Origin of the sequence: Actinophytocola xanthii, from assembly GCF_001921205.1 — a bacterium.
Classification (GTDB): domain Bacteria; phylum Actinomycetota; class Actinomycetes; order Mycobacteriales; family Pseudonocardiaceae; genus Actinophytocola; species Actinophytocola xanthii.
Genome location: NZ_MSIE01000097.1, coordinates 1 through 17,411, shown reverse-complemented (window position 1 = coordinate 17,411; position 17,411 = coordinate 1). Strand labels below are relative to the sequence as shown.

Sequence of the window (17,411 nt, the reverse complement as noted above, 5' to 3'; positions counted from 1 at the left end):
CCGCGCGAACCTACCCGACCACACCCGACGAGCGACGGAGCAGCCGGAGAGCGTCCTGCGCCGGCCGGTCGCGGGGCGTGTAGACCTCCAGGCGCTGGTCGGGGCTGTCGGGCTGGAGCCAGACCTGGTAGTCGACGTCCAGGCGCCCGATGGTGGGGTGTTGGAGGTCCATCGGGCCGGTCGTGCAGTCGGCGACGTCGCCGGTGGCCCACATCGTGGCGAACTCGGCGCTGCGCATGGTGAGCCCGCCCAGGAGCTCGGCCAGCCGGGCGTCGTCCGGGTACCGGCCCGCGGTCAGGCGCAGGTAGGCGACGTGGATCCGGGCGAGCTGTGCCCAGTTCCGGTAGAGGTCGCGGTGCAGCGGGTCGAGGAAGAACATCGTCGGGATCGACGGCCTCGTCTCGGGATCGTCCGGGGCGCGGTGGTCGAGGTGCTCGGCGACGAGGGTGTGGCCGGTGTGGTTCCACGCGAGCACGTCCCCACGTCGACCCAGCACGATCGCGGGCACGCTCTCGCCCAGTGCGCGGAGCAGGGCCACCACGCGTGGGGCGGGGGTCTCGGGTGCGGGCCGGACGAGGCGGGGCACGGTGGGCCGGTGGGCGAGGTTGCGCAGGTGGGTCCGCTCGGCCGCGTCGAGGCCGAGCACCCGGGCGAGCGCGTCGAGGACGTGGGACGAGGCGGTTCCCGCCTGGTCCTGTTCCAGCCTGGTGTAGTAACCCACGCTGACGCCGGCGAGCTGGGCGAGCTCCTCCCGCCGCAGGCCGGGCACGCGCCGGGGGGTGCCGTAGACGCGCAGGCCGGCCTCCTCCGGGCTGACGCGGTCGCGTCGCGTCCGGAGGAACACGCCGAGGGTGTCGGTGCGCACGCCGTCGACTGTATGCCCGGGAGGTGTCGGCGAGCCTGCCCCCGCCAGGTGTACCCACGGCGGAGGGATGGCTGCGGCCCGGCCGAGTCCCGAGGGTGAACTCGTGACTCACCCCTCAGCGACCTCGCGGAGAGCCGGCCGGCGGGACTGGTTCGGACTGCTGGTCGTCCTCGGTCCCGTCCTGCTGGTCTCGATGGACGGCTCGGTGCTGTTCCTGGCCATGCCGAGAATCACCCAGGCCCTCGCTCCGACCGCGGACGAGGCGCTGTGGGTGCTCGACGGCTACGGCTTCGTCGTCGGTTCGCTGCTGATCGCGTTCGGCAACCTCGGTGACCGTTTCGGCAGGTTCCGGCTCCTCATGATCGGCGTCGCCGTGTTCGCGGCCGGCTCCGCCGGCGCCGCGTACGCCCCGTCCCCGGAGATCCTCATCGCCTTCCGTGTCCTCATGGGGTTGGGCGGCGCGACGCTGCTGCCGTCCGGGCTCGCGGTGCTCGGCGAGCTGTTCGCGGACCCCCGTCAGCGATCCCGAGCGATCGGCATCTTCGCCGCCACCTTCGCCGCCGGGTTCGCGATCGGGCCGGTCGTCGGCGGGCTGCTGCTGAGCCGCTTCGACTGGGGGTCGGTGTTCCTCGTCAACCTGCCCGTCGCCGCCGCGTTCCTGGTCGCCGCGCCGTTCCTGCTGCGCGAGGTCCGCACGAGGCGACCCGGCGGAGTCGACGTGGCCAGCATCGCCCTGTCCGCGGGCGGCCTGCTGCTCGCGGTGTACTCGGTCAAGACCCTCGCTGCCTACGGCCCGTCGACCGAGGCGGCGGTCGCCGGGGTCGTCGGTGTCGGCGCGCTCGTCCGGTTCGTGCTCCGGCAGCGGGTGCTGGACCATCCGCTCGTGGACGTGCGGCTGTTCCGCTCGACGGTGTTCACCGTCGCGATCGTCACCGGGGTGCTGTCCCTGGTGGCGTGGTCGGCGGCCGCGTACCTCACCGGCATCTACCTCCAGACCGTCCTGGGCCTGCCGGTGCTCACCGCCGCGCTGCTCGCCCTGCCCGGCGCGGCCGTGCTCACCGCAACCTGTGTTCTCACCCCCGCCGTCGTCGACCGCGTCGGGCCCCGGGTGACGCTGGTGGTCTGCCACTTCTCGATGGCCGTCGGCCTTCTCCTGCTGCTGGCCACGACCACCACCGGCGGGACCGGCTGGTACGTCACCTCCACCGTCGTGGCCGGCTTCGGGTACGGCCTCTCCTTCGCCCTCGTCGCCGACACCGCCGTCGCCGCCGTGCCCGTCGATCGCGCCGGTTCCGCCGCCGCGATCGCCGAGACGTCCAACGAGCTCGGCAACGCCCTCGGCATCGCCCTGCTCGGCTCCACCGCCGTCCTCGTCTTCCGGTCCCTCGGCCCGGACATCGCCCCGACGCTGGGGGAGACCGTCACCGCCGGGGCCGCCGGTGCGGCACTCGAGCAGGCCGAGGACGCGTTCCTCACCGGGCTCCACGTCGCGATCGGCGTCGCCGCGGCCCTGTGTGCGGGGCTCGGACTGCTCGCCCTGCGCTGGATACCCCGAAGGACAACCGGGGACGAGGTTCCCGCGTGACCGCGAGCCGGCCGAGTGCGTCCTGTCGCCACCGTCACGCCTCGGCGACCGGGTGGTAGGTGGTACGACCGTCCCGATCGGGGTAGACCTCGGGAATGGCCCCCCGACCCTCGCGCGCGTCGTACCAGGAGCACGCCCCCGGTGAAGATCCACGCCGCTGGCGGGCGCTGATCGTGACGCTGGCCGGCGGTTTCATGATTCTCCTCGACGTCAGCATCGTCACCGTCGCCGTGCCGGCCATCCAGGACGGGCTGGGCTCCTCCGCCAGCGGCGTGCAGTGGGTGGTCTCCGGCTACCCGCTGACCTTCGGGCTCGCGCTGGTCACCGGCGGGCGGCTCGGCGACGCGTTCGGCCGCCGCCGGATGTACCTGATCGCGCTCAGCGGGTTCATCCTCACCAGTGTCGCCGCCGGGCTCGCGCCGACGTTGACCCTGCTGGTGGTCGCCCGGCTGTTGCAGGGGCTGGTCGCCGGCCTGGTCACCCCGCAGAACGGCGGGCTGATCCAGGACATGTTCCGCGGCCCGGAACGCGGGCGGGCCTTCGGGATGCTCGGGGCCACGATCGGCGTGTCCACCGCCGCCGGGCCGGTCATCGGCGGGCTCATCCTGAACGTGTTCGACGACCCCGACGGCTGGCGGTGGGTGTTCCTGGTGAACCTGCCGTTCGGCCTGCTGACGCTGCTGCTGGCGTTCCTCCTGGTGCCGGCGACGTCGTCCGGCTCGGTGCGGTCGGACATCGACCTCGTCGGCATGGTGCTGCTGGGGCTCAGCGTGCTGGCCGTGATGTTCCCGGTCGTGCAGTCCGAGGCCGACGGCCTGCGGCGGTTCTGGTGGTTGTTCCCGATCGCCCTCGTCCTGGGGTACGCGTTCCTGCGCTGGGAGCGGCGGCGGGTGGCCGGGGACCGCGCCCCGCTGCTGGACATGCGCCTGTTCTCGGCTCCTGGGTACCCCTCGGGCGCGACGCTGTCCGCTGTGTACTTCTGCGGGTTCTCCGGCATCTGGCTCGTGTTCGCCGTGTTCTTCCAGACCGGCCTGGGGTTCTCGCCGCTCGAGTCCGGGGCGGCGGTCACGCCGTTCGCGCTGGGGTCGGCGGTCTCGGCCTGGGTGGCCGGTCGCCTGGTGTCCCGCTGGGGTCGGCTGATCACCGTCGTCGGGCTGGCCACGGTCGCCGCCGGCCTCGCGGTCACCGCGGTCGTGGCGTTGCTCGTGCCGCGCGAGCACCTGCTGCTGGCGATGGTGCTGCCGCTGCTGGTCGCCGGGCTGGGCGGGGGAGCGGTGATCTCGCCGAACACCACGATCACGCTCTCCCGGGTGCCACCGACGCTGGCCGGCGTCGCCAGCGGCGTGTTGCAGACCGGCCAGCGGATGGGCGCGGCCATGGGGACCGCCGTCCTCGCCGCGGTGTTCTACGCGACGGTCGGGGCGACGGGCGGGCGCTACCAGACCGGCCTCGCGGTGGCGCTGTTCGGCGCGGTGGCGTTGGTCGTGGTCGCCCTCGGGCTCGCGCTCCTGGACAGACGGGGCGACAGCGGCGACAACGCCTCGGGGGACGACCGCCAGCACTCGATGGCCTCGGGGTGACGCGAGAACCGACGCGGAACTACAGCCGCCGGCGGATCGGCAGGTGCTTGATCCCGTTCTGGAAGTTCGAGCGCAGCCGGACCGGCTTCCCGGCCGGCTCGACCTCGCCCAGAACGTCGAACAGCGCGGTGAACAGGGCGCGCATCTGGACCTTGGCCAGGTGCGCGCCGATGCAGTAGTGCGGGCCGTGGCCGAAGCTCAGGTGCTCGCCGGCCGCCCGCGTCGCGTCGAAGCGGTCGGGGTCACTGAACACCCGCTCGTCCCGGTTGGCCGAGGAGAACCAGACGACCACCTTGTCCCCGGCCCTGATCCGCGTCCCGCCCAGCTCGGTGTCTACTGTGGCCGTTCGGCGGAAGCGCATGACCGGCGTCCACCAGCGGAGCATCTCCTCCACCGCCGGGCCGACCAGCTCCCGGTTCCGCAGCAGCCGCCGGTACTCGTCCACATGGGACATCAAGGCGATCATGCCGCCGGGCAGTGCGTTGCGCAGGGTCTCGTTGCCCGCCACCGCGAAGAGCCAGAAGAGGTTCTCGAACTCACCCACCGACACCCGCCCGCCGTCCTCGTCGACCTCGCGCATCAGGTTGGACATGACGTCCTCGCCCGGCTCGCGGCGCTTGTGCTCCCCGAGCTCGTGGGCGTAGGCGTACAGGTCGGGCATTCCCTCGCGGGTGCGCTGGTCGGGGAGGAACCCGTCGGCGTCCGGCCGGGGCCGCAGGGCCAGCGCGCGCCGGGCCATCTCCGTCGAGCCGGTCGCCGTGGCCCTGGCCGAGGTCGCGTACTCGCGGTCCTGGTAGCCGATGACCCGGTTGCTCCAGTCGTACATGAGCCAGCGGTCCTCCACCGGCACCCCGAAGATCTCGGCGAGCGTGCGCAGCGGCAGGTCGGCCGCGATGTCGGTGGCGAAGTCGACCTCGGCCCGCCCGGCGGCCGCCTCCACCAGCTCTACCGCCCAGGCCTGGATCCGGTCCTCCAGCCGGGCCACGGCGCGGGGGGTGAACGCCCTGGCCAGCAGCCCTCGCAGGCGGGAGTGCTCGGGGGGGTCCTGGTTGAGCATCATCTGGCGGACGAACCGCAGTGCCCGTTCGTCGCGCGGGTCCTGGATCTGGGTCGCACCCAGGTGTGAGGAGTAGACCGCCGCGTCGCGCAGGACGTGCCTGACCTCCGCGTGTCGCAGCACCGCCCAGAACCCGGGGCCGTCCGGCTCGTCCACCCACACCACCGCCGCCCGGTGGCGCAGCCGTGCCAGCGCCTCGTAGGGCACGCCGGTCACGTAGGTGTCCGGATCCACGAGCACGGCGGTGTCGCTGGGCATGCGCCCATTGTCTACCGCCTGTCACCAGCCCGGTACGCATAGGGCACCATTCATGATCGTGAATATCTTCCTCTCCCGCCACGGTTCCGGCTCTCCCGCGCTGCTCCTCCTGCACGGCCTCGGGGCGACGTCGGAGGTCTGGGACGGGTTACTCCGCTCGCTGGGCGACCGGTGGCCGGGTGAGGTGCTGGTTCCGGACCTGCCGGGGCACGGTCGCTCGGCACCGCTGGCGCGGTACTCCTTCGGCGGGATGGCGGCGGCGCTCGCCGCCGCGCTCGACCCGCGGCGGCCGGTCGCCGTGCTCGGGCACTCGCTCGGCGGCGTGGTCGGGCTGGTGCTCGCGAGCGGCTGGTTCGGCCTGCGGGTTCCCGCCGTCTGCGGGCTCGGGGTGAAGGTGCGCTGGTCGGCCGACGAGCTCGCCAAGGCGGCCTCGCTCGCCGAGCGGCCGGCGCAGGTGCTCGCCACCCGCGAGGAGGCCGAGGAGCGCGCGCTGCGGGTCGCCGGGCTGCACGGCCTGGTGACCTCGACCGACGCCGGGGTCAAGCAGGTCGACGACGGCTGGTCGCTGACCCTGGACGGGAAGGCCTTCGGGGTCGGCGAGCCGGACGTGCCGGGGCTGCTCGCGGCCTGCCGCGGCGAGGTGGTCCTCGCCGCGGGCGAGCTCGACCCCATGTCGCCGGCCGAGCACCTGGCCGACCTCGGCGAGCCGACGATTCTGGCCGGGCTGGGCCACAACGCCCACGTCGAGCGCCCGGAGGCGTTGTGGCCGCTGATCGACCGGCTGCGTGCCGGCTGTCGGTCAGTGACCGACGTCGACGACGAGCCGCGCGGGTGAGGTGAGCGCGGACGTGCGCACCCAGGACCGGTACCGCGTACCGAGCCCGACCGTCACGTAGCCCTCGAAGTCGCTGACCACGGCGACGGCCATGACGTTGCGCAGCGCGCGGGTCCGGAACTTCTGCGGGTTGGCGTAGGACACCGAGCCGTCCGCGCGGTGCGCGTAGGCCGGGCTGGCGACGACCTGCACGAAGAACTCGCCGGTGAGCCAGACGAGCTCACCGGACCCGTCCGCGTACAGGTCGCCGACGTGCGTCACCCGCACCCGCGGGGCGGCGGCGCCGGACCAGTCCAGCACCACCCGGTCGAAGCCGGTGTGCAGTCCGGTGCGGATGTTGGTCAGCACCGGGACAGCGACGTGGGCGGTGCTGGCCGGGGCGGCTGCCACCACGCCACCGGTCAGCATGAGTACGGTCGCGGCGAGCGCGCCCAGCGCTCGCCGGGAGAACCTGGTCATCTCGTGACCTCCTGCCGGGATGAGGAATATGAGTCCCAGCGCTGGGTGCGTGACGAGACGTCCGCCCGGCGGCGGGGTTGCGCGCCGCCGCCCGTTTCACCTGATCGTGTGACGCGCGCTAGCGCACCGCGAGCAGGTCGACGACGAAGACGAGCGTCTCGCCCGGCTTGATCGCGCCACCGGCGCCGCGGTCGCCGTAACCCAGGTGCGGCGGGATGACCAGCTTGCGCCGGCCGCCGACCTTCATCCCGGCCACTCCCCGGTCCCAGCCGGCGATGACCCGGCCGCCGCCGAGCGGGAAGCTGAACGGCGAGCCGCGGTTCCAGGAGGCGTCGAACTCCTCGCCGGAGGAGTGCGCGACGCCGACGTAGTGCACGCTCACCTGCTGACCGGGCCGCGCCTCCTCGCCGTCACCGACGGTGATGTCCTCGACGACAAGGTCGGCCGGCGGGGGACCCTCGATCGGGTCCACCTCGGGCTTCTCCAAAGCCATGATCCTCCTTCATCGGATGTACCCGGCCATCCAACCAGCCCGTTCCCGTTCCGGCCGCTCGAGGCACCCGTCGGCGTATGCTCCAGGCTGGCTCCTCTCGATCAGTGCAGCCTGCTCACGCGGCACCACCGCCTCGCCGCGTACCTCCCCGTGCCGACCTGAGGAGCTGCCGTGCGCCCCGTCGAGAGTTCTCCCATCCGTGATCTGCTCGCCCTCACCGCCCACCCCGAGATGATCTCCTTCGCCGGCGGGCTTCCCGCCCCCGAGCTGTTCGACCTGGACGGCTGGCGGCGGGCGTTCGACCGGGCGCTCACCGGTCCGGACGCGCGGCGCAACCTCCAGTACGCGCCGACCGAGGGCAACCTCGCGCTGCGCGGCCTGGTCGCCGAGCGGCTCACCGCTCGGGGTGTGCCGACCGGCGCGGAGGACGTGCTCGTCACCACCGGTTCGCAGCAGGCGCTTACGGTGGTCGCGGCCACGCTGCTCGGCCCCGGGGCGGTCGTCGCCGTCGAGGAGCCGACCTACCTCGCGGCGCTGCAGTGCTTCCGGATGGCCGGGGCGCGCCCGGTCCCGGTGACGACCGACGAGGACGGGATGGTGCCGGGGTCGCTGGCCGAGGTGCTCGAGCGCGAGCGGCCGTCGCTGGTGTACCTGGTGCCGAACTTCGCGAACCCCACCGGTCGCACCCTCACCGCCGCCCGCCGGCTGGCCGTCACCGAGCTGGCCGCGGCCCACGGGGTGTGGGTCGTCGATGACGATCCCTACGGTGAGCTGCGGTACCGGGGTGAGCCGTTGTCCCCGCTGGCCGGCGAGGGGGTCGTCTCGCTGGGCAGCCTCTCCAAGATCTGCGCGCCGGGGCTGCGGCTGGGCTGGCTGCGCGCCCCCGCCGCGCTGATGCCTCGGCTCGTGGTCGCCAAGCAGGCCGCCGACCTGCACACGAGCACCGTCGACCAGGCCGCCGCCGCGATCTACCTGGCCGAGACCGACCTCGAGGCGCACCTGGCGACCCTGCGGACGGAGTACCGCACCCGCCGCGACGCGATGATCGCCGCCCTGCCCGGCGCGGTCCCGGACGGCACCCGGTGGACCGACCCCGACGGCGGGATGTTCATCTGGCTGCACCTCCCGGGGGCCGTCGACACGGCGACGCTGCTCCGCGGCGCGCTCCGGGAGCAGGTCGCGTTCGTGCCCGGCGCCCCGTTCTTCGCCACGACACCCGACCCCTCGACCATGCGCCTGTCGTTCACCACCAACACCCCCGACCAGATCGTCGAGGGGATGCGGCGCCTGGCCCGGGCTCTGGGCGAATAATCCCCCGGAATTTCTTCCGACCGAGTGACCTGCGCCGTCGACCGGAAACGGAATTCGATCAGGAACAGGGCTGAAACGCGGGCGCCCTTCCGGCAGACCTAGTGCATATGCCGCAGGAGAAGCTCGGTGTCCGACAGCGAGCCGTGATGTTCGTTCTGATGGCCGAGGCACACGAGCTGGACAACCGGGAGCTGGACGAGCGGTTCGGCCTGCGGCTGGACGGCGCCGAGCGGGTGCGGTTGAACCAGCTCGGCCTCGTGGAGAGCACGCGCGGGGGCGGCAACAGGCCGTTCGTGCACGAGCTGACCGACCGCGGCTGGCGGTGGTGCGCGGACGAGCTCCGCTCGGCCCGGCCGGTTCCCCGGGACTCCCTGGGCAAGGCCTTTCACGCGGTGCTGGCGGCTCTCGGCCGGTATCTGGAGCGCTCCCAACTGGCACTCGCCGACGTGTTCCACGCCCACGACGGCCTGACCGACCACATCCGGGCCACCTACCGGGCGCTCACCGAGGCGCCGGGTGACTACGTGAGCCTCACCGACCTGCGCCGACGCCTCGACGGCACGCCCAGGGCCGAGGTGGACGACGCGTTCCGCCGGCTCAACCGGGCTCCGGACGTGGTCCTCGCGCCGCAGGAGGACCAGGCGCTGCTGACCGAGCGGGACCGCGCGGCCGCGCTGCGGGTCGGGACCCAGGACGTCCACCTGCTGGCGATCGAGCCGTGATGACCGAGGAGGAGCGGCGCGCCCTGGAGGCGCTGCGGTTCAACTGGGCCTGGACCCCCGACGACGTGTGGGGTGAGACCGGCTACCACGTCGAGGGCATGCACGCCGAGGTGGACCGCGAGGTGTTGGCCGGCCTGCGGGACGCCGCCGCCAGCCGCGGTGCGAGCCCGATCGGCCTGGTGCTGCGGGGCCAGCGCGGCGCGGGCAAGACGCATCTGCTCGGCTGGGTCCGACGCCAGGTGCGGGAGCGGGACGGGTACTTCTTCCTGGTCGACCTGGACCAGGCCGACGAGCTCTGGACCGGCGTGCTGCTCTCGGTGCGCCGCGACCTGATGCGTGCCGACGCCACCGGCCACACCCAGCTCGCGGTCCTCCTGCGACGGTTGGCCGCGATGGCCGACCTGTCGGAGGAGCACGCCGCGGCCATCGCCGGCGAAGCTCCTGTGTCCAGAAAGGACCTCGACCGGTTCGTGACGGCCCTGCGGCGGGTCGACCCGCAGGTGGTGCTCGAGACCCGGGAGACGTTGCGGGCGCTGGTGCTCTACGGCGCGGGCGACGACGAGCTGAGCACGATCGGCGGCGACTACCTGGGCTCGCTCGAGGAGTCCACCCCGGGCGAACGCGCCGCCTGGGGGGTGCGGCCGGGAGCGCGGCCGCCCCGGCTGGTCGTCCGGGACGTGTCGTGGCTGTCGGCGCTCACCGGCCCCGCCGTGATCGCGGTCGACCAGCTCGACGCTGTCGCCGCCGGGGTCGACGGCGGCCGGCGGGCGCTGAACCGGGTCGCCCTCGGCCTGATGGCGTTGCGGGAGAACACACGCCGGACGCTGTCGGTGGTCGCCTGCATCACCCCGACCTGGACCCAGCTCCGCAAGAGCGTCTTCTCCACAGCGACCGACCGGTTCCGCGAGGTCGCCGTGCTCCGCCAGATCGAGGACGCCGAACTCGCGCGCGAGCTGGTGGCCCGCCGGCTCGCCGCCCCCTACGCCGAGGTCGGTTTCGTGCCGCCGCACCCGACCTGGCCGGTCGCGGTGACCGCCTTCGACGGCATCGAGAAGCAGTTCACTCCCCGGGCACTGCTCCAGCGCGTCGACGCCCACGTGCGGCAGTGCCTGCTCGGCGGGCGGGTGAGCGAGCTGGAGCGGCTCGACACCGAGCCCGAGCCGGACACGGTGGAGCCGGCGTGCCACGACCTCGAACCGCTCGACAGCCGGTTCGCCGAGCTCAAGGGGTATGCGGACATCGGCGCCGTGCTGGCCCCCGGCCACGAGGACGGCACGGTCCCCGCGCTGCTCACCGCCGGCCTGACCGCCTGGATGGTCGAGCAGGGCGACAGCGGCGTGGAGTGGCGGCTGGACCCGCCGTTCGGCTCCTCGCCGGCACTGCACGCGCGGCTGCGCCGCACGCTGGAGGAGGAGACCGAGACCGAGGCGCACTGGTCGTTCCGCGCCATCGGGCACGGCAACGCACGCGCCGCCCAGACCAGGCTGCGCGACGCGCGGGCGGAGGCCGGCCTGCGCCCGGACGGCACCCGCCACCTGGTCGTCCTGCGGAACTCGGGCTGGCCCAACGGCAGGGTCACCGCCGAGCACGTGGCGTCGTTCCGGGAGAGCGGCGGCGTCGACCTCCCGGTCGCCGACGACGACCTCCGCACGTTCCGCGCCCTGGAGACGCTGCTCGCCGAACGCCCACCCGGGCTGGAGGCGTGGTTGGTGTCCAGGAAACCCGCCAGCGGAACCGAGCTCCTCGACACCGTCCTCGGTAGACGCACAGCCGAACCCTCCACACCGGACCCGATACCCGAGTCCACGCTGTCAGCGTCGATCACCGTCGGCGTGACCGTCGCCGACGGCACCCCCGTCCGGGTGCCGGTCGAGTCGCTGCGCAGGCACGCCGTCGTCTTCGCCGGCACCGGCTCGGGCAAGACCGTGCTGCTCCGGCGGTTGGTCGAGGAGTGCGCCCTGCGCGGTGTCTCGTCGATCGTGCTCGACCCCAACAACGACCTCGCCCGGCTCGGTGACCCCTGGCCCGCCCCGCCGCCCGGCTGGGCACCCTCCGACGCCACCCTGGCCCAGGAGTACCTGGCCAACACGGAGGTGGTGGTGTGGACGCCCGGCCGCCGGGCCGGACGCCCCCTGAGCTTCCAGCCCCTGCCCGACTTCGCCGCCGTGGCCGGGGACGCCGACGAACTCGCGATGGCCGTCGAGGCCGCCGCCGCCAGCCTCGAACCGCGGGCGAACGTCACCGGCGCGAACAACAAGGCGAGGTGGAGCCGAGCGGTGCTGCGCGAGGCGCTGACCTACTACGCGAGGCAGGGGCGCCGAACGCTCGACGGCCTGATCGCCGTCCTGGCCGACCTGCCCGAGGGCGCGAGCACCATCGACGGCGCCCAGAAGCTGGCCGTGGAGCTGGCGACGTCGTTGCGGGCCGCGAAGGTCAACGACACGCTGTTCGGGGGTGCGGGGGAGCCGGTGGACCCGGGAGCGCTGCTCACCCCGTCCCGGGGCAGGCGGGCCAGGGTCTCGGTGATCAGCTTCGTGGGCCTGCGGACCGAGGAGCAGCGGCAGAGCTTCGTCAACCAGCTCCAGCTGGAGCTGTTCTCCTGGGTCAAGGAGCACCCGGCCGGCGACCGTCCGCTCGGCGGGCTGCTGGTGATGGACGAGGCCCAGACCCTCGCACCGGCAGTGGGGACGACGCCGAGTACGCAGAGCACGCTGATGCTGGTGGCGCAGGCGCGGAAGTACGGTCTGGGGTTGGTGTTCGCCACCCAGGCGCCCAAGGCACTGCACAACCGCGTCCCCGGAAACGCGTCGACGGTGTTCGTCGGCCGGCTCAACGCCCCGGTGCAGATCGCCGCGGCCCGGGAGCTGGCCCAGTCCAAGGGTGGTCGCCTCGACCACGTCGGTGCGCTGAAGGTGGCCCAGTTCTACGCGTCGACCGAGGGCTCCCGCTTCCAACGGCTGCGGACCCCGAACTGCCTGACCCACCACCCCGCGAGCGCCCTGACCCCGGAGGAGGTGGTCCACCGCGCCCGAGCGGCCCAGTGGCCCGACCACGACCCCGACGACTGAGCTCGTCAGGACTGCTCGACGACACCCCACCAGAGGTGGTCACGCGCCCGGGTCGCCGCCACCAGGTACTGCCGTTCGAGCACCGGCTGTTCGAGGGTGCCGACGCTCCGCCGCACGGCGAGCACCGCCTGGAAGTCCAGCCCCTTGGCGCGGTGCACGGTACCGATCTTCAGCCGCTCGTCCGGTCCGCCCTCGTAGTGTTCCAGCCGCAGCGAGAGGATCCCCGCGGCGGACAGCAGCTTGACGCAGTGCTCCACGTCGTTCTTCGCGAACACGATCACCGCGGCGTTGCCGACCGGGACGGGCAGTTCGTTCACCGCCCGGACCAGGGCCGCGCCCAGCTCCCGCTCCGGTCCGCGCCAGGAGCGGACCGTGCCGCCGGTGTTGGTGTTGCTGGCCTGCTCGAGGGTGTACCCGCGGTCCCCGTCGAGGTCGTCGACCTGGTTCACGGCGTCGAAGCGCCTGGCGAAGTCCACGATGGCCGCCCGGTTGCGGTAGTTCACCCGGAGCACCTCACCGCGACCCTGCACCGGGATTCCCGCGTCGGACAGGCGCCAGCCTCCGGGATACACCTGCTGCTGCCCGTCGCCGACCAGCAGCAGCCCGTCCGGGCCGTCGCCGGCCAGCTCACGCAGCAGGCGCAGCCCGGTCAACGTGATGTCCTGGACCTCGTCGACCACGACGGCCGCGTACGGCCGGTCGGGCGGCGTCGCGGCCAGTTCGGCCGTGCCAGGTGGACCAGGTCGTTGTGGTCGTGCAGCCCGTCGCGCGCCAGGTTCTCCTGGTAGGTCTCGTACAGCCGCCAGACCGCGGTCCGGTTCTCGCCGTCGAGGGGGAGCGCCCGCCCGCGCCGGTTCACCGCGCGGTACTCGGCCAGGCTGGTCAACCCACGCCCCTTGATGACCCGGTCGATCTCGGTCCGCCAGTACAGCGGTGCGCCGTGCACGGGCCCCAGGCGTTCCCGATGCCGAATCCAGGCCCGGCTGAACGCGCTGTCCACCTGCCCCGACACCAGGTTCACCGCGACGCCTCGGCCGGCCAGGAAGCCGCGGGCCCAGGCGTGCAGGTTCACGAACTCCACCCGACCGGCCAGGGTGGGCGCCAGGCGCTCGAACAACGTCCGGTACACCGGCGGCAGGTTGTGGACGAACGTGGTGCACAGCAGCGGCCCGACGGTGCGGGTGGCCAGGTGCCGGAGCCGGTGCAGCGCCACGACGGTCTTGCCGGTTCCCGCCGGCCCGCTGATCCGCGCCGGGCCGCCGTAGCGCCGGGTGACGATCTTCTGCTGGTCGGGGTGGAGGAAGGTCATCCAGGTCTCGAACGGCCGCTCCTGGGCCGCGTCGAGCTCGTCCTCGGCGAGCTGTCCCGCGTCCAGGAACCCCTCCGGGGCAGCCGGGCGCTCCGGACGCGGCACGACGAGCCGCTCGTAACCGGACAGCCGCCGCCCGAGCAGGTCCGCGATCGCGGCGGCCTGGCGCGGGGGGAGGCGCGGTTCCGCTCGCCGGAACAGCCGGTCGAGATCCTTCTCGGCGAGCACCTGGAAGGTCCCGGTGTCGGGTGTGCCCGGCTCCGGGACGACGACCACGTGCCGCACCGCCGCGCCGGTGAGGACCTGGTCCGCGCTGACCCGCAGCCCGACGCACCGTTCGTCGGCGTGTCGGGCGAGGGCCTGCGCCGCGGACTGGTCCGGTGGGGTCTCGGCGATCACCAGCGCGGTCACGCCGGTGGGGCCGACCAGGAACGCGTCCGCGCCCGTCCGCCCCGTGCGGACGAACAGGTGCCAGCCCTCGGCGGTCCGCGCGAGCAGTGCGGTGAGCACGCGGCGGGGTAACGGCGGCATGCCGGGGAAGCTCCGCCGCAGCAGGGTGTCGGCCCGCTGTTGAACCTGCCGGTGTGCGTGCGCGCTCAAGCTCACCGTGACCCCCAAGCCTCGTTCACTCGACGATATCGGTGTCGGCGCGGCACGGCGGGGGTACTCCATGGTCAACATTCAGGTAGCCCGAGGAGGTCATCATGATCCTGCGCCGCATCGCTCGGCCGATGCTGGCGGCCGTGTTCGTGTCCGATGGCATCGAGACGTTGCGCAACCCGAAGCCGTCGATTCAGGCCGCCCAGCCGGTGGTCGACAAGGCGGTCGGCCAGGTGGGCGACAAACTCCCTCAGCAGATGCCGACCGACACGGAGTCGCTGGTCAAGCTGGAGGCGGCGGTCAAGGTCGGTGCCGGGCTGGCGCTGGCGTTCGGCCGCTTCCCGCGCCTGGCGTCCCTGCTGCTGTCCGCCACCCTGGTCCCCACGACCGCGGCCCACCACCGGTTCTGGGAGGAGCAGAACCCCGACGACCGCGCCGAGCAGCAGCTGCACTTCCTGAAGAACGTCGGCCTGCTGGGTGGTCTGCTCATCGCCTCGGCCGACACCCACGGCAAGCCGTCGCTGAACTGGCGAGCGCGGCGCGCGGCCCGCATCGCCGGCAGCAAGGTCAGCCGGGGTGGCGACGGCGTGCAGGGCAAGGTCCAGCACGCGGCGGGCGCCGTCCAGGGCGGTGTCGCGTCCGCCGCTGGCGCCCTGCAGGGAGGCGTCCAGTCCGCGGCCAGCGTCCTGGAGAAGACGGCGCAGTCCGCGGCGGGCGTGATCCAGGAGACCGCGCAGTCCGCGGCCGGCGCGTTCCAGAGCACGGTCCGCAAGGGCAACCGCAGGGACCGGATCAAGGCTCTCCTGCCGGGCTGAGCCACCCGGTCAGGGCGCGCCCATGACCAGACCCTCGATCGTGTGGCGCTGCTCGATCGGCTCGAGCCGGTCGACCACCCGGCAGGGAAGGTGCTCCCGGACACCGGGCGGTAGCCGCTCGTGGAACTCGCGGGTGACGGCGAGGTCATGGCGCTCGTCGTTGCCCGCGCCCGGCGCGTCGACCCCCAGCACGAGGGTCGGTCGCGGCGTGTCGGAACGGTTGGCCGTGCCGCGGTGGATCGTCAACGCGCTTCGCGCGGAGATGTCCCCGCGGCGCGTCAGCCGCCGTTGCCCCAGCTCCTCGTAGCGGGGCCAGTGCGAGCGCGGTGGGAACATCCCGTGCTCGAACTCGGGGCTGTCGTCCCACTGCGTCCCCGGCGCGATCTCGAACGGCCCCATCTCGGGCGTGACGTCCACAGTGGTGATGTTGAACGCCAGCGACGTGAGCCGCCGGTCCCGCCGGGTCTCCTCCGGTGCGGGGAAATCCCGGTGCCAGGGCTGGTTCACCGCGCCGGGCAGCGGAACGTCGAACCCGATCTCGACGATCTGGTACTTCGCCCCGAGCACCGCCTCGCAGACCCCGGTCACCCACGGATGGCTCACGAGGTCGACGAAGCCGCGGATCCGTTCCGGGTGGATCTCCACGTAGTACCGGTTCGGCCCGCGCCCGATGGCGCCTCCGGGCCGCGCCAGGGCCTCCTGGAACAGAGCCTCGATGTCCGCACCGAGCCGGTCGACCCACTCGGTGTCGAAGGCGCCGCGCTCGCCCACGATGCCGTCGGTGTAGATCCGCTCGGCCAGCTCCTCGAACCGTCCCGCCACGAGCCCTCCTCCGATCGCCCCAGGTCGACACTAGGTGGCGGCCATGATCCGAACAAGGCTCGCGTAAATTCTCGGCCCCGCCGGCAACCTCGCTGTGGACAACGGCGTTCCTAACCCGTCCACGATCGGCAGGAGGTGTTTGTGGTCGGAATCGAGGGAGACTTCGCCGACTTCTACTCGGCGCGGTTCGACCACGCGCGACGGGGCGCGTACGCGTTGTGCGGCGACTGGGGCGAAGCGGAGGAGTTGACTCAGGCCGGTTTCGTTCGGCTGTACGCGCGGTGGTCGCGGGTGTCCCGGGGCAACCCGGAGGCCTACCTGCGGACCGTAATCACCAGGTTGTTCCTGGACACCCGCCGGCGCGGTCGGGCACGCGAACGGCTCGTCGCCGAGCTGCCGGAACTGTCCGGACCCGCGGCGTCCACACAGGTCGACGAGCGGCAGTCGCTGCTCGCCGCGCTGCAGACGGTCGCGCCCCGGCAGCGGGCCACGCTCGTGCTGCGGATCGTGCACGACCTGTCCATCGAACAGGTGGCCGCGGTGCTGCGGTGTTCGACCGGGACGGTCAAGAGCCAGCTGTCGCGCGGAATCCAGGCGTTGCGTGCGGCCTACCAGAACGCCGACGTACCCGAACGGAGTGCACACGATGTGGGATGACAACGAGGACAACCTGCGCACCGCCCTGCGGGCCGAGCTGGCCGGTGAGAACCCACCGCCCGCCCGCGGCGGGCTCCCCGATGTCGTGGGCCGGGGGCGGCGGCGCCGCCGCACCCAGCAGCTGGGGGCCGCGCTCGCGGTCGTCGCCGCGTTCGGCGGCACCGCCGTCGCCGCGGCGACGCTCGACGGCACGGAGACGGTGACGCCGGCCGGTCGGCTCGAGACGACCACGTCGGTGGTCTCGACCTCCGCGGCGAGCGCCGAAGCGGACTGGCCGAGGGCCGAGCTGCCGGCGCGAGCCCCCGACGGCACCTGGGCACCCGGTGAGACGGCGCCCCCTCCGTCGGGGCGGGCGGTCATCTCCAAGCCGCAGTGCTCCATTCCGGACACCACCGACCGGGCATGGGGCACCGTGCGCGCGGCCGCGGAGGTCCGGTCGACGGTCGCCGACGCCCTGGCGACGGCCGCCGGAGGGGCGGATGTGGGCGAGCTCGTCGAGCGGCACTACCCGTCGAGCCGTCCCGGCGCCGTCGACACCTACGACTACGTCGCCGACGTGACCGACGCCGGCGGCACCGGAAGCGTGGCGTTCTCCGTCGGCCGCTTCGACGGCGACCCGCTCGCCGCCGCCGACCAGCAGGCGTTCGACGAGTTCAACTGTGAACCGCCCAAGCGCCAGGTGCTGCCGGGCGGCGCGGTCGTGCAGCTCTACGCGCTCCAGCCGAGCGACCCGTTCCAGTCGCTCACCCAGACCGCCCGGATCTATCTGCCGGACGGACAGATGTACATGCTCGCGGTGCGGAACTTCGGCAGTCCCGACTTCGCCCCGAACCCGAGCCAGCCGGAGGATCCGGAACGCGTCAGAGCCGGGCGGGAGACCCTGCCGCTGTCCGAACGGCAGCTGGCCGATCTCGCCGAGACCATCGCCCAGGACTGACTGTGAGAGTGGTGGTGCCGGCTTGGTGGTGGTGGGCT

16 protein-coding genes are annotated in these 17,411 nt (G+C 73.1%); 9 read left to right on the top strand and 7 right to left on the bottom strand.

The features are described from left to right. Positions 1-10 precede the first annotated feature (10 nt). Positions 11-865 carry a helix-turn-helix domain-containing protein gene (locus BU204_RS34580; protein WP_075130027.1) on the bottom strand — a complete coding sequence of 285 codons (855 nt, stop codon included), beginning with the start codon at positions 863-865 and terminating at the stop codon, positions 11-13. Between the two features lie 103 nt (positions 866-968). On the opposite strand from BU204_RS34580, the gene BU204_RS34575 reads away from it, so the two are divergent. Further along, positions 969-2,450: an MFS transporter gene (locus tag BU204_RS34575; protein ID WP_075130026.1), complete on the top strand. Its 1,482-nt coding sequence runs from the start codon at positions 969-971 to the stop codon at positions 2,448-2,450. 95 nt (positions 2,451-2,545) lie between these two features. After that, positions 2,546-4,030 carry an MFS transporter gene (locus BU204_RS34570; protein ID WP_075130025.1) on the top strand — a complete coding sequence of 495 codons (1,485 nt, stop codon included), beginning with the start codon at positions 2,546-2,548 and terminating at the stop codon, positions 4,028-4,030. A gap of 19 nt (positions 4,031-4,049) precedes the next feature. Here BU204_RS34570 and BU204_RS34565 read toward each other — a convergent pair whose 3' ends face one another. Beyond that, positions 4,050-5,345 carry a cytochrome P450 gene (locus tag BU204_RS34565; RefSeq protein ID WP_075130024.1) on the bottom strand — a complete coding sequence of 432 codons (1,296 nt, stop codon included), beginning with the start codon at positions 5,343-5,345 and terminating at the stop codon, positions 4,050-4,052. Between the two features lie 52 nt (positions 5,346-5,397). Here BU204_RS34565 and BU204_RS34560 point away from each other — a divergent pair, with 52 nt between their 5' ends. Then, on the top strand, positions 5,398-6,180 hold the full coding sequence (locus BU204_RS34560) for an alpha/beta fold hydrolase (RefSeq protein WP_075130023.1): 783 nt from the start codon (positions 5,398-5,400) through the stop codon (positions 6,178-6,180). Here the strand turns inward: BU204_RS34560 and BU204_RS34555 are convergent. Both BU204_RS34555 and BU204_RS34550 read right to left on the bottom strand, forming a co-directional pair. Beyond that, complete coding sequence (locus tag BU204_RS34555) at positions 6,145-6,639, bottom strand: AMIN-like domain-containing (lipo)protein (protein WP_075130022.1); 495 nt, start codon at positions 6,637-6,639, stop codon at positions 6,145-6,147. The genes BU204_RS34560 and BU204_RS34555 overlap by 36 nt on opposite strands. Before the next feature lie 118 nt (positions 6,640-6,757). Beyond that, positions 6,758-7,132, bottom strand: a complete 375-nt coding sequence (locus BU204_RS34550; protein WP_198943094.1) for an FKBP-type peptidyl-prolyl cis-trans isomerase — start codon at positions 7,130-7,132, stop codon at positions 6,758-6,760. Between the two features lie 171 nt (positions 7,133-7,303). Between BU204_RS34550 and BU204_RS34545 the strand changes: the two genes are divergently transcribed. The 3 genes from BU204_RS34545 to BU204_RS34535 all read left to right on the top strand — a co-directional run bounded on the left by BU204_RS34545 (position 7,304) and on the right by BU204_RS34535 (position 12,233). After that, positions 7,304-8,443 (top strand): aminotransferase-like domain-containing protein, encoded by a 1,140-nt coding sequence (locus tag BU204_RS34545; protein ID WP_075130020.1) that lies wholly within the window; start codon positions 7,304-7,306, stop codon positions 8,441-8,443. A gap of 146 nt (positions 8,444-8,589) precedes the next feature. Next, positions 8,590-9,165, top strand: a complete 576-nt coding sequence (locus tag BU204_RS34540) for a hypothetical protein (protein ID WP_198943093.1) — start codon at positions 8,590-8,592, stop codon at positions 9,163-9,165. Beyond that, positions 9,165-12,233, top strand: coding sequence for a helicase HerA domain-containing protein (locus BU204_RS34535; RefSeq protein WP_075130018.1), 3,069 nt, complete (start codon positions 9,165-9,167; stop codon positions 12,231-12,233). Before BU204_RS34540 ends, BU204_RS34535 begins: the two co-directional genes overlap by 1 nt. A 5-nt stretch (positions 12,234-12,238) precedes the next feature. Here the strand turns inward: BU204_RS34535 and BU204_RS41685 are convergent, their stop codons facing one another. Both BU204_RS41685 and BU204_RS41680 read right to left on the bottom strand, forming a co-directional pair. Further along, positions 12,239-12,913 carry an ATP-binding domain-containing protein gene (locus BU204_RS41685; protein ID WP_233160962.1) on the bottom strand — a complete coding sequence of 225 codons (675 nt, stop codon included), beginning with the start codon at positions 12,911-12,913 and terminating at the stop codon, positions 12,239-12,241. After that, positions 12,883-14,142, bottom strand: coding sequence for a DEAD/DEAH box helicase (locus tag BU204_RS41680; RefSeq protein WP_233160954.1), 1,260 nt, complete (start codon positions 14,140-14,142; stop codon positions 12,883-12,885). Before BU204_RS41680 ends, BU204_RS41685 begins: the two co-directional genes overlap by 31 nt. A gap of 104 nt (positions 14,143-14,246) precedes the next feature. Between BU204_RS41680 and BU204_RS34525 the strand changes: the two genes are divergently transcribed. After that, a complete protein-coding gene (locus BU204_RS34525; protein ID WP_075130017.1) occupies positions 14,247-14,957 on the top strand; it encodes a DoxX family protein in 711 nt (236 codons plus the stop codon). Positions 14,958-14,966: 9 nt separating this feature from the next. On the opposite strand, the gene BU204_RS34520 is transcribed toward BU204_RS34525, so the two are convergent. Continuing rightward, the gene (locus BU204_RS34520) at positions 14,967-15,779 is read right to left on the bottom strand and encodes a phytanoyl-CoA dioxygenase family protein (protein ID WP_233160952.1); all 813 of its coding nucleotides are present in this window, start codon (positions 15,777-15,779) and stop codon (positions 14,967-14,969) included. Between the two features lie 141 nt (positions 15,780-15,920). Here BU204_RS34520 and BU204_RS34515 point away from each other — a divergent pair, with 141 nt between their 5' ends. Further along, positions 15,921-16,436, top strand: coding sequence for a SigE family RNA polymerase sigma factor (locus BU204_RS34515; protein ID WP_083661891.1), 516 nt, complete (start codon positions 15,921-15,923; stop codon positions 16,434-16,436). Beyond that, the gene (locus tag BU204_RS40420) at positions 16,426-17,373 is read left to right on the top strand and encodes a hypothetical protein (RefSeq protein WP_158073556.1); all 948 of its coding nucleotides are present in this window, start codon (positions 16,426-16,428) and stop codon (positions 17,371-17,373) included. The genes BU204_RS34515 and BU204_RS40420 overlap by 11 nt, the downstream gene beginning before the upstream one ends. The last annotated feature ends 38 nt before the right edge of the window (positions 17,374-17,411 follow it).

Coding starts and splice junctions, on each gene's coding strand:
- BU204_RS34525 (WP_075130017.1), top strand. CDS start 14,247: ATGATCCTGCGCCGCATCGCTCGGCCGATGCTGGCGGCCGTGTTCGTG.
- BU204_RS34555 (WP_075130022.1), bottom strand. CDS start 6,639: ATGACCAGGTTCTCCCGGCGAGCGCTGGGCGCGCTCGCCGCGACCGTA.
- BU204_RS34570 (WP_075130025.1), top strand. CDS start 2,546: ATGGCCCCCCGACCCTCGCGCGCGTCGTACCAGGAGCACGCCCCCGGT.
- BU204_RS34560 (WP_075130023.1), top strand. CDS start 5,398: ATGATCGTGAATATCTTCCTCTCCCGCCACGGTTCCGGCTCTCCCGCG.
- BU204_RS40420 (WP_158073556.1), top strand. CDS start 16,426: ATGTGGGATGACAACGAGGACAACCTGCGCACCGCCCTGCGGGCCGAG.
- BU204_RS34540 (WP_198943093.1), top strand. CDS start 8,590: ATGTTCGTTCTGATGGCCGAGGCACACGAGCTGGACAACCGGGAGCTG.
- BU204_RS34565 (WP_075130024.1), bottom strand. CDS start 5,345: ATGCCCAGCGACACCGCCGTGCTCGTGGATCCGGACACCTACGTGACC.
- BU204_RS34535 (WP_075130018.1), top strand. CDS start 9,165: ATGACCGAGGAGGAGCGGCGCGCCCTGGAGGCGCTGCGGTTCAACTGG.
- BU204_RS34550 (WP_198943094.1), bottom strand. CDS start 7,132: ATGGCTTTGGAGAAGCCCGAGGTGGACCCGATCGAGGGTCCCCCGCCG.